This window comes from Reichenbachiella sp., assembly GCF_039944555.1.
Lineage (GTDB): Bacteria > Bacteroidota > Bacteroidia > Cytophagales > Cyclobacteriaceae > Reichenbachiella.
Genome location: NZ_JBDUYN010000012.1, coordinates 1 through 15,446, shown reverse-complemented (window position 1 = coordinate 15,446; position 15,446 = coordinate 1). Strand labels below are relative to the sequence as shown.

The following is a 15,446-nucleotide window of genomic DNA, read 5'->3' as shown; positions in this document are numbered from 1 at the left end:
AATATCGTACTATTTTTAGCCCAGAATTGAAAAAAGCTATGAAAAAGATACAACTAACCTTGTTGGTAAGCATACTTATTATGACAATGAATTCCTGCGATTCTGCGAAAGACAGAACCAGCGAAATGTCAAAAACTCTTGTTGGAGACTGGAACGTCCAGTGGGTAACCTATCCTGATAAAAATACACCGATTCAAGACAGTATCAATTACACCATGAATGGTGTGATGAATATAAAGGAAGGTGGTAAAATCACAATCAACGCGTATGGCTATAAGGGATGCATCTTCGGAACCGATACCTTGATTCACACGCTCAACTGGGAAGTAAAGTCAGATACGGTACTCAATCTCACCAATGATGGTGACAAATATGGAATTCCTTATACCATTAAAGAACTGACCGAGAGTAAAGTGAAGTTACAATTGGTGGAGGACGTGTTTTTGTTTTTGACCAAATAGTCAATATACGTTTAGTCAAAGCACCGTTAGTGGATTATTGGGGACCACGACGAGCTCGAGAAATCCAATTGATGGATCAAATAAACTAAAGTCACTTAAGCATACTTTTTAGTATATTTGAATTATGGAGAAGGTCGTAAAAATAGTTGACCGAAATGAATCAGGGGTTGATCATGAACATTGGGCAAAACAATCTTCTTATCAAAGAATCAGTGCTTTAGAAGAATTAAGAAACCAGTACCTGATCAAACATGGAATTAGACAAAGACTTCAGAGAGTTTGTAGAGTTATTGAACGCGAATGAAGTTGAATACCTCATTGTAGGAGGATACTCTGTTGCACATCACGGCTTTCCAAGATATACAGGCGATTTTGATGTATGGATAAATCCAACTGAAGCCAATAGTCAAAAGATGATGAAGGTATTAGAGCAATTTGGTTTTGGTTCTTTAGGTATTTCAAAGAAAGACTTTTTGCATCCAGATAAGATCGTGCAGTTCGGTGTCGAGCCTCTAAGAATTGACGTTATAACCGCCATTGACGGAATAGGTAAATTTTCCGATGCTTATCCAAACAGGGATAGGGCCAGGTACGATCAGCTAAAAATAAATTTCATCGGATATCAGGATTTGATACAAAATAAAAAAGCATCTGCCAGGCTGCAAGATCAACGAGATGTACAAGAACTTGAAAAAGTAAGGAAAGAACGAAATAAATAATCAGAGCTCTCCCGATTAAGTTCCAATAAACATAACAAATAGGAATATAAATTATTCATATCGAGACGAAGTAGTAGAATTTAAACTGCGATACTTCTTTTTCACTATGGCGAACATTCCAAAGCCAATTCCCTCATCACCTCAAACAAATAATCGATATCCTTATTGGTTCTTCTGTGATTGGTCAGACTGATTCTTAGGGAAACTTTGCCATTAATTTTTGTGCCGGCAAAGAAAATGCGACCGTCTGCCTCAATGGCATCCAGCAGTTTAGTATTCAGTTTGTCAAGTTGGTCTTCGGTATGTGTACCGTTTCCGATATGTCGAAAGCAGACAATAGATAACGGAACAGGAGCGAGTAATTCAAAGTCCTTACTTTCCTCAATCAGTTGGGCTGCGTACCTGGCATTTTCAATGTCATTTGTGATGGCGGCTTTGAGCTTATCGGCCCCAAAGGTTTTAATTGTCATCCACACCTTCAGTGCTTTGAAGTCTTTGGTCAGTTGCAAATTGAGGTCCATTAGGTCTTCCTTATCGGCAGATCCTGCAGTCAGGTAATCAGGTACCAATGAAAAAGTATTGCGTAGATGCTCCTTATTTTTGACGATGACACAAGCCACTTCGAAAGGAACATAAAACCACTTGTGCGGATTGATCAATATCGAATCAGCACGCTCTATTCCTTTGAATAAATCGCCTGCCAGGTCCGTCGAGGCTGCCGGTCCTCCATAGGCAGAATCCACTACATACCACAAATCATACTTCTCGGCCAAATCTGCTAAGGCACTCAGGTCGTCCACGGCGCCCGAATTCGTAGTACCTGCAATCCCTACTATACCAATGGGCAAGAAACCCTTATCAAGGTCTTCCTGAATCTGAGACTCCATGTTTGAAATGCTCACTTGAAAACTCTCATTTACGCCAATTTTCCTCAAGTGTTTTTTCCCCATGCCCAACATATCCATGCCTTTGTCAATACTGCTGTGTCCATGCTCGGAAGCATAGACTGTCATGATTGGCGCCTCTCGCATGCCTTCATTGGCAACATCAATCGGACATTTGACTTTCCTCATCACCGCCAGGTTGAGGAAGTTCGCAACAGACCCCCCACTAACTAACACACCACCGGCATCTTCAGGATATCCTATAAACTGACAAATCCATTTGATCACGATCTTCTCAATTTCAGAATTGGCGGGTGCATTATGCCACTTCAGGTTGTTTTGGTTGAGTGCGTTCTTTAGCACCTCCGCCAAAATGGCCGCTTGATTTCCACCACCTGTAATGTAGCCGTAATAGTTAGGGCTGGTATTCAGATTAGAATTTTGTACGACTTCCTGATCTATTTGATGTAGCAAGCCTGACACCTTCGATGAAGCCTTTGGTAGAGGTTCGTCGAATAATTGGCGTATTGATTCAGGTGTTGGGTTGTTATAAACCTTTCGAGTAGTCAAATGATCTTGCCAACTCATTACAATTTTAGTGGTTTGATTTAACAAGGACTCAAATTCCTCAGGTGTAAAGTCTAGGTTCATGTCATGCAATTTTGAAACACTTAACGAAAATATGATCACTTAGATAGATTACAGCTCAATAAATCTATAACTTAGATTGTACTTTATCAGAATCAATATTTTTCGCATTACAAGATACTTTTAAGATTTCCCCAATGAAAAAGCTAGCCAAAATATTCGGAATTATACTTGTTATTTTTCTTGCCATCATCATCGTTCTGCCCATAATCTTCAAAGATGACATCAAACAGGTCATTGATGAGGCCATTGCCGAAAATGTTAATGCTAAGGTATATTATGATCCGGATGGTTTCAGTCTCTCCTTAATACCCAACTTCCCAAACTTCACCTTTAGCATGAATGATTTTGGCATAGCCGGTATCAATGAATTTGAGGGAGACACGTTGCTGAATGTAGGATCTTTCGAATTTATAATAGATGTCATGTCTGTAATTAATGGTGAACAGATTGCTATCAATGCCATCATTCTAGACGAGCCGAATATCAATGTGATCGTGCTAAAAGATGGCAAGGCTAATTATGACATAGCCGTTCCTAGCGACGAGACAGAAGAACCTGTAGAAGAAGTAGAGGAATCAAATCAGGAATCTGAGCCTACGGCATTTAGCGTTAGCATCAAAAAATGGGAAATTGTGAATGGAAATCTGGTGTATGATGACAAATCAATGAATGTATATGCCAAAATCGGTGGCCTCTATCATACGGGTACGGGCGATTTTACTCAGGATATTTTTGACTTGAATACCAAAACGAAAGTAAGTGGGCTGACAACGAGCTTTGAGGGGGTAAGTTACCTCAGTAATAAAACCCTGGATATGAATATCACATTGAACATGGATTTGCCCAACGATAAGTACACGTTTAAGGAAAACTATATTAAGCTCAACAATTTTGGAATTGGTATAGATGGCTATGTAGCGATGCCCGGTGAAGATATTGACATGGATATTTCCTATGCCGGTAAAGACATTTCCATAGCCAGCATTTTATCGCTAATCCCTGGCATTTATCAGGAAGGCCTGGAGGGTCTGGATGTTGAAGGTGATATTAGTTTTAGTGGAAACGCAAAAGGCGTTTACAATGAAAATTCATTACCCACTGTAACGGCCAAACTGGATATAGCCAGCGGAAGCATTAAATATGACGAATACCCAATCCCGATCGAAGAAATCAACATGAACTCGTCTTTGAATGTCCCTGGAGATGATATGGATGCCATGACTTTTGACATGCCACTCTTTTCCCTTTTGCTGGATGGAGAACAAATGTCTGCCAATCTTCATTTTGAGAATTTGAATAATTACACCTGGGACTTTGGATTCGATGGCAACCTAGATATAGAAAAGCTTCTCAAAATAGTGCCTGTGGAAGGTATGGATTTAAGGGGAAAAGTCAACGCCAAACTTAAGACCTCGGGGAACATGCTACTGGTGGATGAAGAAAGGTATGAAGATATTCCTGCTGAAGGCAGTTTGAGCATGACTGACTTCTACTTTGAAAGCGCTGATTTGCCACAGGGTTTTGGGATTAAGGAAACACAACTCACATTTACGCCAAAGGAAGTGGCATTAAAAAGTTTTGATGCCACTTTGGGTAAAAGCGATATGCAAATGAACGGCTCATTATCCAACTTCATTGGTTTTGCGCTGAGCGAAGACCAGGTGCTCAAAGGCAATCTGGATTTCAATTCCAATCAATTTGATCTGAACGAATGGATGACAGAAGAAGATAGCGTAGCAGTCTCTGCTTCGGAGGAAACAACGGCAGATACTACTACACTCGAAGTAGTTCGTCTCCCAACCAATATTGACTTTATGCTTCGTTCTAAAATCCACAAAATTTTGTACGATAGTATGGAAATTGATGACCTGGATGGTTTGATTACAATTAAGAGTGGAACGGCGAGACTCAACAACGTTGATTTTCACATGCTGGATGGAGACTTTGTGATGAATGGAGGGTATAATTCGGTACCTGACCATCCGCTATATGATTTTGGATTTTCTATCGCGCATTTATCCATATCCAAATCAGCTGAAACCTTCAATACGATGGAAAAGATGGTGCCAATGGCAAAAAGTATGAGTGGAAAATTCTCCGCTGATTTTACATTGGCGGGCTCATTGGACGCTGGCATGATGCCCAATTATGATGACATGAATGGTAAGGGATTGGCAAAGTTGGAGGAGGCGTCTATTCAGGGAGAAAAAATCATGAAAGCAATAGCGCTGCTTACCAAATCAAAAAAGGATACCATTGACATAAGCAATACTGAAGTCACTTTCGAAATAAAAAACGGAAGGATTTATGTTGATCCATTTCCTGTGGACTATCAGGGTCAGGAAGCTATCATCGCGGGCTCTAATGGTTTCGATGGAAGCATCGACTACAACATCAGCACCCAGGTTCCTACAGGAGCTGCCGGTGATGCTGTGAACAGTGTGCTGGCTCAGTACACAGGTGGTAAATCAATTGTTGGCGATGCGATACCCGTAACGATCAATGTTGGTGGCACTTACGACGATCCTAAAGTTGGTCTTGGCAAGTCATCCGGTGCAGGCGAAGGAGGCCAGACAGCTAAAGATGCAGCAGCTGCAGCGGCCAGAGCCGAACTTGAAAAACAGAAAAAGATGGCCGAAGAAAAAGCAAGAGCTGAATTAGCAAAACAAAAACAACGAGCGCAAGAAGAATTGGATAATCAGAAAAGAATAGCTGAAGAGAAGGCGAAGGCTGAACTGGAGAAGCAGAAACAAGAATTGGCCAAGAAAAAAGCAGAGGCTGAAGCCAAGGCCAAAGCGGAGCTGGAGAAGCAGAAAAAGATAGCAGAGGAGAAAGCAAAAAAGGAGGCTGAAGAAAAGGCGAAGAAGGCAGTGAACAGCCTATTCAAAAAATAGTTAAATTACTATACTATCAATTAGTTTCTGAATATGGTAAAGGAACAACTCAAGGCGTTGGCTCAACTGGCAAATAGTGACGGAGATATAGACGAGCGTGAGCTAAAGTTGATTCTTAGAATCGGCGAAGCACATGGCATGAGCCAAGACGAAGTTCAGCAGATTGTGGATAATCCAGGTCAGTTAGGCGATTTGAAATCTCTGGATGAGGACGACAAATTTGAATTTCTTTATACCATTATCCAATTGATGAAAATTGATGATGAGATTTACAACGAAGAAGTCCTTTTCTGTCAGTCCATAGCCCAAAAACTAGGATATGGTTTGGGAGCAGTGATGGAAATGTATCCATTGGTTCATAAAAATGTAGTGATCAGGTCTGAAAAACTTCAACTCAAACGCAAAGTTCAGCAGTTTCTGAAATAGCATATCTCGTAACTTCAGGGCAATTCGACATTTATCATTTTTTGGTATAAATTGGGAAGAAGCAAACTCCAATGCTCAATGAATCCATCTGAAAAACCCCCGTTTCATAGTACCTATACGCCCAACATTCCAGAAATCTTGTGGAAGAATCAACTGACCCTGGTGATAACCACATACCAGGCAGGAAAGGTAATATTTATTAGTGCGAGTAGTGAAAACGGCTTGATTCAACTTCCACGCGACTTTCAGAAGGCCATGGGGATGGCCTATCATCAGGGCAAAATGGCGGTGGCGACCAGAGAGGAAGTCGTAGTCTTAAAAAGCACTTCAGCGCTAGCCAAGGGCTATCCAAAAATGCCCAATACGTACGACGGTTTATTCATGCCAAGATCTCTCTATTTTACCGGAGAGGTAGACATACATGATATGGCATGGGGCAATGAAGGTCTTTGGGCGGTCAACACCAGATTCTCTTGCCTATCACTTATTAATGATAATTATAGCTTCGAACCCAAATGGAAACCTAAGTTTGTCTCTGATTTGGTACCTGAAGATCGTTGTCACCTGAATGGTATGGCCATGAAAGAAGGTCGCCCGGAATATGTAACAGCACTGGGTACGACCAACAAAGAATTTGGCTGGAGAGAAAACAAAACCAAGGGAGGCGTGCTAGTTCATGTGCCAAGTGGAGAGATTCTCACCAGTGGACTCGCCATGCCTCATTCCCCTAGGCTAGAAGGCAACAAGTTATTCGTTTTGTTATCAGCCACGGGCGAACTCATTTCTGTAGATCAGCAATCCGGGCAGTATGAAGTGATGACGAAAATTCCAGGATTTGTCCGAGGCATGTCGCGTTATGGCAATTTGCTGTTCATTGGACTTTCCAAAATGAGAAAATCAAGTGCCACCTTTAAAGATCTACCCATAGCGCAAGAGTCGGTTTTCCCCGGGGTAGTAGTAGTTGACGCAAATACGGGAAATATTGTAGGACATATCAAGTATGAGACGAGCCTCGAAGAAATTTATGACATTAAGATTATCGCTGGGATGCAAAGACCTGGAATACTTGGAGTAAATACTGACGATCATCGAGCGGGGCTCTCATTACCCAACCAAGGTTTTTGGGCTTTTCCACGAGAGAAGGACGAAACCGGTATGGCCGGAGCAAATTAGAACCAGTTAAGCGGATTGCTCCACAAAACAGATTGGGCATTTTCGCAAAAAATAGTTATTGTAAAACAGACAAATACAACGGAATTGTGATTTCAGCTAAGGCGTATTATGATCAATTGTTTCAAGACGCCACCACTGCGCATCAGTCTGGCGAGCTTACAAAGGCCATTGCCCTCTACAAACAACTGGTCAGAGATATTAGCGGGCAACCTGAACCTTACCATAGGCTGGCACTTATTTATGCTCAGAAAGGACAATATGAAGAAGCCGTTTCATGGTTCGAAAAAGCAATCAATTTAAGTGCTGACAATCCTGTATATAATAACAATTTCGCCGAGACACTTCAGAGACTTAACGAAAACGAAAGAGCCGTCGACTTGCTCCGAAAAGTCATGATCGTTGAGCCCGGCTTTTATGAAGCCAAACAAAAACTGGCGGTAATATTGAAGAAGACAGGACAATACGAAGAGTCAAGCCAATTGTTCAATGAATTGATAGTAGAGCAACCAAGATATTATCCCGCATTCTTTCAGCTGGGGACTTTAATGCTGGAAACAGGGAACTTTAAGTCTGCAAAAAAATACCTAAAGACAGCTGTAGAACTAAACCCCAAGGCAACCAAGGCACTCAACAATTTGGCAATTGCTCATCAGGAATGGGAAGAATATGATGAGGCCATTGAGTATTACAAACTATCATTGGAAATAGATGCTAACTACTTAGATGGGATAAGAAATCTCGCGTTGATCTGCGAGAAGGTTGGCCAAACAGAACAGTCCAAAATGTATTGGGAAAGATTAGCCCGTCTCAATGAAAATGATCCACTCATCCAATGGAAAGCAAATCTATTAGAGCCCATAGTATACCATTCAAAAAGTGAGATAGATGATTTTCGCGAGACGGTGAAAAGAGAGCTTAGGACGATTAAAACAAAAAAAATTAATATTGATACGGATCAACTCACCAAACTCGACATCTATCCGCCAGCAGGACTGATTTATCATGGTCAAAATGATTTGGAGATCAAAAAAAAATATGGTCAACTCTTCAACGGTATACCGAAAGTCAAACTTCAGCCAAAAACAAGTGCTAAACCTCGCATCGGATTCGTAGTAACCGGCGGGCATGAGGGTGTATTTGTAAAATGCATGCGAGGCATATTGAATAATCTATCTACAGACAAATTCGATATTACTGTAGTCTGCAGTTTTCCTAATGGAGAAAAAATAGTTAGGCGAGGAATGGAGAATCCAGTAATTAAATTCGTGAACTTACCCAAGTCTCTTGGCCAGAGCGTACAGCTTTTGCTTTCGCTAAACTTTGACCTATTACATTATTGGGAAGTAGGTACAGACGCTTATAACTATTTCATCCCCTATTTTAAACCAGCTCGAATTCAATGTACCAGCTGGGGCTGGCCGATTACTTCGGGAATTCCTACCATGGATTATTTTATTTCTAGTGTGGGTCTGGATCAGCAATCGAGTCAAAACGACTATACTGAGAAATTGGTGTTATTTGATAAGCTTCCCGCCTATTATTATCCTCCGGAAATTCCAACGCTGGACAGGACTAGAACAGATTTTGGAATAGAAGAAAGTAGTCACTTGTATTTATGCGTCCAGAACGTTAAAAAAGTACATCCGGATATGGATGGAATGATCAGGGCAATTTTGGAAAAAGACCCAAAAGCAGTCGTGGTGTTTTTAGGAGATAAGCATGCAGTAGTGACTACCTCCCTCGAAAAGCGTATCAAATCTAACTGCCGCAATCACGCCGATCGAGTGATGATTTTGGATCGACAGGAAAAGGAAGGGTATTTCAATATTTTGAATTTGGCAGACCTGGTTATTGACACCCTCTACTACAATGGCGGGGCCAATACCAACGGAGACTCATTCGCTCTGAATAAACCAGTGGTGACCATGCCGGTTGACTTCCATCGTGGGCGTTACACAGCCGCGGCCTATAGGCAAATGGGAGTCGAAGATTTGATTGCCGTATCAAAAGAAGAATATGTTGATTTAGCAGTTCGTTTAGCATTGGATAGAGAGTTCAATGCAGAGGTATGCAAAAAAATTGCTGAGCAAAAGCACAATTTTTTTGAAGATAAGGAAGCGGTAATTGAGCTGGAAAATTTTCTAAGCACCGTAATAAATGGGCTTAAATCAGACCTTTTGGAAACACAAGAGTCTGTACTGGCGAGTGTTCGACAGCACAATGAAAGCGACAGGTTCAACGAGTCCCTGGCGATCGTAGATTCATTTCTTAAGCAACAACCTGATTCAGCTTTGGTGTGGTTAGAAAAAGGACTCATTCACAGAGAGCTTCATCAACTCAAACCTGCCTTTGATGCACTCAATCGAGCCCGACAATTAGACACTACCAGTCCGGTAATACTAAAACGATTTGCAGAGCTCTTGTCAGACATTGGTAAAAATGAAGATGCCTTTATCGCATACAAAAAGGCACTTGAATTATCTCCCGACGACGCCGAAATACTCAATAATTTTGGGGGATTGCTTTTAGAGAATCGTCAGTTTGAGGAAGCCATTCCTCTTCTAAAAAGATCCGGAGAAATAGACCCCAAGCAACAATCGGCATTTGTCAATTTGGGTATGGCCTACGAAAATCGCGGAGAAGCAACAAAGGCGATGAAAGTATATAGGGAAATCATTTCTCGCTTGCCCGAAAATGATTTGTTCAAACTGCATATTGAAACGCTCTGTCCCAATGTGGCACATAGCAACGAACAAATTGATAATTATAGAACTGTCGTGAAAGAAGCTTTACTTCGATTCGATCAGCTCGTCCCTTTGCATTTATCGGTTGAGAAGTTAGATCACTCATATGCATTTCCCTCCTTTAGTTTTACCTATCAGGGAAAAAATGTAAAGGAAATCAAAGCACTTTGGGGAGAGTTTTATGCCAAACGAATTGAGCCTGTTGTATTAGGACCTAAGAACACCAAACCTAAATTTGGTTTTTTGGTGACCCAGTCTCATGAAGGTGTTTTTATGAAAGATGCCGGAGGGTTTCTTAAAAATTTGTCCGCCGAAAAGCTCGATATATTAGTGTTGGCCAATGGTCCCGAATCAATTCAAAACTTAAAGACCTTTGTTGATAGAGACGATGTGTCGTTTGTCTCCTTTTCAAGAAACTTGCAGTCAGCCATACATGAGATATCAATCCTGAATTTGGATTTTTTATACTATTGGGAAATAGGCTCCGACGGGCTCAACTACTTCTTGCCCTATTTTCAATTAGCCAGAATTCAGATTTCCAGCTGGGGTAGTGCTTTTACCTCAGGAAATCCACGAGTGCAATACTACTGGTCTAGCAAGTGGTTAGAAAATGAGAACCATCTGGATCACTACACTGAAGAGGTGGTTCTTTTTGAAAACCTTCCTACTTATTACTACCGCACTGGTGAATCCGGTCAACCCAAATCGAGGTCGGACTTTGATTTGCCAGAGCAATCAAGAGTCTATTTGTGTGTGCAAAGCATGAATAAAATTCACCCCGATTTTGACGTCCTGATCAAGGGGATTTTGGAAGCAGATTCGAAGGCTTTAATTTGTTTCACCACACCCAAAAAAGAGGCGCTTGTAAACCAGCTACTTGAGCGATTTCAACGAACCCTGGGTCAGCAAATGGACAGAATCAAAGTCATAAGAAAGTTAGAGCATCAAGACTATTTGCGGCTAATCAAAGTAGCAGATGTTTGTTTAGATCCTCCTCACTATAGTGGTGCAAATACTACTTATGAAACCTTACAAATGGGAGTTCCTGTCATAACCCTTCCCGGCCAATTCCAAAGAGGGAAATATTCTGAGGCCATTTATCGCATTCTGGGATTAGAAGATTACATTCCGAATAGTGAGGCCCAGTATGTTGAACTCGCGCTTAAATTGGCTAAATCCTCCGAAGCTAAAGATGAGTTTTTCAAACACTATGCACAACATAGTCACATGTTGTTTGAGCAAGTAGGAATTATCGAAGAAATCGAAGCATTTCTTTTGTCTCAATTTGACCAATTGTATTAAAATTAGATATAGTTGGATTATGCATACTAAAATTTGTATATTTATTGGTCGGCTTCGGTCGTCATTGCTATAGGGAAAGAGGAAAGAATATTGAGAAACGCAGTTTTACTCAACCTTGAAGCATATGGACTACCAAAACTACCTCTATCTGGAGTACCGGAGAGCTATTCGGAAATTCAGGAAACTTCAAACTCGCTTTGAAAAAAGGATAGCAAAGAACACCTTTCAAGAGTTAACTGCTCGAAGAAGACACAAACTCATCTCTCAGCTTAACAAACTCAAGCAGAAGATAGAACAACTTGCGGGCAGATTAAAACTTGCAGCAGCCGGTGGATCTCTTGCCTTCACTATGGCCATTGCACTAGATGGCAACGAAGCTCAGGCGCAGGGTGTCCCAGGGGTTCCAAAAATACTCAGTATCGACAGGACGCAAGCCAACGATCTTACTACCGGTTTTCAGCAAGACCCCGCTATAGCCTTTAATAACGAGGGTAAATTTGCAATCGTGTGGGAAGGAGATGACGGAGATCTAAGAGGTAAGGGGTATGGCGGTGACGTAGATGAGAGTCTCAACTTTAATATTCCCGCCGGAACTGGCAATAATTCGGACCCGGCTATTGCTATCAACAACGAAGATGAATTTGTTGTGGCCTGGCAAGAAAGTGCCTTTGCCATCAAGTACATGAGATATGAGGTTGAGGACGGAGTACTTACTTCAGATGGTCCGTATACAGCAACACCAGGTGCAGAAACTGTTCATGACCCTGACGTAGCTCTAGATGACAACGGAAATTTCGTTATAAGCTGGGATCAAAATAATGGCGAAGATTCAGGGATTAAAGCCCGCTACTACACTGCCGAAAATGTGTCCAGTGGTGTTCTGGACGTGACCGACAATACCAACTATGATCAGGACACACCTTCAGTGGATATGGACAATGAGGGCAATTTCATAGTCGTTTGGAAAGATCAGGAAGAGCCTGACCCCATCGTAGATTTAATACGCGCCCAAAAATATAACAAGGATACTCCAGTCGGCGGTATCGTAGAAATTGTCCAGGAAAATGAAAATCAGCTTTACACTCCAGACGTCGATCTCAACGGCGACGGAAGCTTTGTAGTGGCCTGGGAAAACGCCGCTAATCCCGGTACGACCGAATATGTTAGGGCCAGGATGTTTGATTCGGCAGGCACTTCAAGCACCTCTGAAATAAGTGTAGGAAATCGCGCTTACGTAAGTAATCCGGTTGTTGCGGCAGACAAAGATGGAGGCTTCGTGGTAGCTTACTCCAGCTATTTCGACTCGTATGACAACAGCATATTAGGTTCTAGGTACAATAGATTCGGTGATGTCATAGAAAGTTTCCAATTTCATGATCATAATGAGATGTATACTTCATCTTATTCAGAAGAGCCTGCGATTGCAATGAACGATCGCGGTGATTTTATGGTGGCCTGGACTGATGATGCCGCCGCGATGGGGCTTGAAAGTGGTGATGACGAAGACACAGGAGTCTACTTCCAACAATACAAAGGAAAAGAAAACGAGCCCTATTGCCTAAAGGAAGAAAATCAGGTAAACAGTTATAGCACGAGCAACCAGTTTAGCCCATCAATTGATGTGGATGCCAGCGGCAACTATGTAGTGGTTTGGGAAGGAGACTGGTTTACGTCTTATGAAAGCGCGAGGGGAATAATCGCTCAACGCTATAACTCAGATGGAACAAAGAATGGATCGGAGTTTCAGGTCAATACTACCACTGATGGCAATCAACAACAGCCCGATGTGGCCATGGATAGCGATGGTGACTTTATTGTGGTTTGGAGAAGTTACGATTCAGGTGGCCAAATGGGATTTGATCTTCTTGCACAGATGTTTGATGCCGATGGAAACAAAAACGGAGTAGAATTCGAAATTGACCAGACAGAACCCGTGTATGGAGGGCCGTCAGAACCTTCTGTCGATATCAATGATGATGGCGATGCAGTCGTAGTCTGGCAGAGCTATGGTCCACAAAATATATATGCAAGAGTGATCACCGGTCCTGATGAATTCTTGTCGAATGAATTTCGGGTAGACGCTAGTACAGTGGCTGGCGATCGTCGTTATCCTGACGTTGCGATGAATGACGATCGTAGTTTTGTCGTAACCTGGGGAGCGCCAGTATCCGGGGGAGAAGAGCAGACATTTATTCGACGTTATGATAGCAATGCATCGGCGTTAGACGCAAACGATGTAAGAATCTCCTCAAATTACAATACACAAGTACGTAAGCAGTCTATTGCCATGGACCGGACGAATGGCGATTTTACAGTAGCTTTTTCCGAGTACTTCAACTCTAGCAATAGGATCTTGGCCAGTAAGTACAATGGCGGTGGGACCTCGGTTTTTGAAGAAAAAGTAATCACAGAAAGTGCTTACACACTCCACAATCCTCATATAGCATCTAATTCCAACGGAGATTTTGCCATTTCTTGGGACAGCTACGATGGAAGTAAAGGTGTGGCATTTACAGTTTTTGATTCCGACGATGAAGAAATCTATGGCTGGGATCAAATCCAAAATAATGCGACCAGCGATCAACATAGTGGTCCGACAATTGCGCTAGATGATGATTCAAATGCAATTGTACTTTATGGCAATAATTCCGGCGGGTACAACATTTTCTCTAAAACCATCGCCAAACCACTCAAGGGAAATATTGATTCAGGTATAGAGTTCATCGTAAATAGCAAAACCACTAAAGACCAAACCAATCCGGATATAGCACAGAATGCTGACGGGGATTTTGTTGTGGTTTGGTTGGATTCTTATGCAGCCTCCTTTGCTGAATATGAAATAAAAGCACAGCGGTACAACAACAAAGGTATCCGCCAAGGAGCCGAAATGATCATTAATAATGAAACAGGCCAAACAGCAGAGAATCCATCTGTAGCATTGACAGATGACGGTGATTTTATGGTAGTGTGGAGTGCATATGGCTCTACTGGTGGAGAAAGCTATGATATCTTAGGAAGTGTCTTTGATTGGGCAGGTAATGAAATCAAAGATGATTTTATCCTTAATGACGTGACCACTTCTAGTCAACGGTATCCCGATGTTGCAGTCAATCCTGATGGCGATTTTCAAGTGATATGGTCAGACCGCAGTACGTACACCGAAAATTCAATCTTAGGTCAATTGGTTTCAGCAGATGGAATTCCAGATGCAGGAGGCAATCAGGTATTGGCCGGAATCACAGAATCTTATGAATCCATGCAGCCTTCCATCGCTATCAACAACGACGGAGATATGGCCATACCCTACATCTATGATTACGATGGAGTAACCAATGGTTTCTTTGTGCTGAATAGTTCGTTACAAACATTGGCTGATAACCTTGCATTTGGCGAGAGCTCTTATGTCGACAGTCATCGGCCTTCAGTTACGAGCAATGAAGATGGAGACTTTGTTTTAGCATGGTCAGAATTTGATTTGGGCACTAGCATTTACGAATTGAAGGTTAGAAAATATGTTTCGGGAGGAGAATTCGATGCAGGCCCTGTTACAATAGATGTTTTGAACGGTGAGACAGACCCATCAATTGCAGCGGTCGATGACGGAGATTTCATTATTAGCTATACCGACAATCCCGATGAGGCAGAATTTAATGTTTATCTAAGCCGAATCAATAGTGATTTTGAAGCTTATGATCCTCCAATTCAGATCAACGAGATAAATGCTAGTAATTCAGTAAATAATTCAATCGCATCCAGTCCAAGTGGGCATTACACAGTGGTTTGGCAAAGTAGCTATGCAGATGGTAGTGATGAGGCCATTGTGGCAAGGCAGTTTGTATCCCATAAGCCACTGATAGACAATCAGGGACTAACCGCAGACGAAGGAAGCGAGTCTAATATTACCTCGGCGGAATTATCTTTTAGCAATCCTTCGGACAACAACAATTCAGCGATCCTTACTGTCAACCAGCTACCATCACAAGGCACGCTCAAATTGGATGGGAACAATGTGGCCCTGTTTCAAGAACTGGATGAAGACGACATGTTCTTTCTCAGTTATGAGCACGATGGCAGTGAAACAACTTCGGATCTCTTTACTTTCTCAGTGGCTAACGCAGATTTTGAAACAAACAATTACACCTTTTCCATAACAGTAAATCCTGTCAATGACGAGCCAGACCTCACGGCCAAC

General features: G+C 41.9%; 8 protein-coding genes. 7 read left to right on the top strand and 1 reads right to left on the bottom strand.

Annotation, left to right across the window (positions count from 1 at the left end; translation table 11 throughout):
- Window positions 1-38 precede the first annotated feature (38 nt).
- Window positions 39-461 carry a hypothetical protein gene (locus ABJD64_RS17615; RefSeq protein ID WP_348180944.1) on the top strand — a complete coding sequence of 141 codons (423 nt, stop codon included), beginning with the start codon at window positions 39-41 and terminating at the stop codon, window positions 459-461.
- A gap of 251 nt (window positions 462-712) precedes the next feature.
- Window positions 713-1,180, top strand: coding sequence for a hypothetical protein (locus tag ABJD64_RS17610; RefSeq protein ID WP_348180945.1), 468 nt, complete (start codon window positions 713-715; stop codon window positions 1,178-1,180).
- Window positions 1,181-1,284: 104 nt separating this feature from the next.
- On the opposite strand, the gene ABJD64_RS17605 is transcribed toward ABJD64_RS17610, so the two are convergent.
- Window positions 1,285-2,715 carry a pyridoxal-dependent decarboxylase gene (locus ABJD64_RS17605; RefSeq protein ID WP_348180946.1) on the bottom strand — a complete coding sequence of 477 codons (1,431 nt, stop codon included), beginning with the start codon at window positions 2,713-2,715 and terminating at the stop codon, window positions 1,285-1,287.
- 134 nt (window positions 2,716-2,849) lie between these two features.
- Here ABJD64_RS17605 and ABJD64_RS17600 point away from each other — a divergent pair, with 134 nt between their 5' ends.
- The 5 genes from ABJD64_RS17600 to ABJD64_RS17580 form a co-directional block, all read left to right on the top strand.
- Window positions 2,850-5,609, top strand: a complete 2,760-nt coding sequence (locus tag ABJD64_RS17600) for an AsmA-like C-terminal region-containing protein (RefSeq protein WP_348180947.1) — start codon at window positions 2,850-2,852, stop codon at window positions 5,607-5,609.
- A 33-nt stretch (window positions 5,610-5,642) separates the two neighbouring features.
- Window positions 5,643-6,035 (top strand): TerB family tellurite resistance protein, encoded by a 393-nt coding sequence (locus ABJD64_RS17595; protein WP_348180948.1) that lies wholly within the window; start codon window positions 5,643-5,645, stop codon window positions 6,033-6,035.
- Window positions 6,036-6,113: 78 nt separating this feature from the next.
- Window positions 6,114-7,208: a TIGR03032 family protein gene (locus ABJD64_RS17590; protein ID WP_348180949.1), complete on the top strand. Its 1,095-nt coding sequence runs from the start codon at window positions 6,114-6,116 to the stop codon at window positions 7,206-7,208.
- Complete coding sequence (locus ABJD64_RS17585; protein ID WP_348180950.1) at window positions 7,157-11,254, top strand: tetratricopeptide repeat protein; 4,098 nt, start codon at window positions 7,157-7,159, stop codon at window positions 11,252-11,254. The genes ABJD64_RS17590 and ABJD64_RS17585 overlap by 52 nt, the downstream gene beginning before the upstream one ends.
- A 124-nt stretch (window positions 11,255-11,378) precedes the next feature.
- A partial coding sequence (locus ABJD64_RS17580; RefSeq protein WP_348180951.1) for a cadherin-like domain-containing protein occupies window positions 11,379-15,446 on the top strand: 4,068 nt, incomplete at its 3' end.

What these genes read in the sequence shown, in the direction of transcription:
- ABJD64_RS17600 (WP_348180947.1), top strand. Translation starts at nt 2,850, where the DNA reads ATGAAAAAGCTAGCCAAAATATTCGGAATTATACTTGTTATTTTTCTT.
- ABJD64_RS17595 (WP_348180948.1), top strand. Translation starts at nt 5,643, where the DNA reads ATGGTAAAGGAACAACTCAAGGCGTTGGCTCAACTGGCAAATAGTGAC.
- ABJD64_RS17605 (WP_348180946.1), bottom strand. Translation starts at nt 2,715, where the DNA reads ATGAACCTAGACTTTACACCTGAGGAATTTGAGTCCTTGTTAAATCAA.
- ABJD64_RS17610 (WP_348180945.1), top strand. Translation starts at nt 713, where the DNA reads ATGGAATTAGACAAAGACTTCAGAGAGTTTGTAGAGTTATTGAACGCG.
- ABJD64_RS17590 (WP_348180949.1), top strand. Translation starts at nt 6,114, where the DNA reads ATGAATCCATCTGAAAAACCCCCGTTTCATAGTACCTATACGCCCAAC.
- ABJD64_RS17615 (WP_348180944.1), top strand. Translation starts at nt 39, where the DNA reads ATGAAAAAGATACAACTAACCTTGTTGGTAAGCATACTTATTATGACA.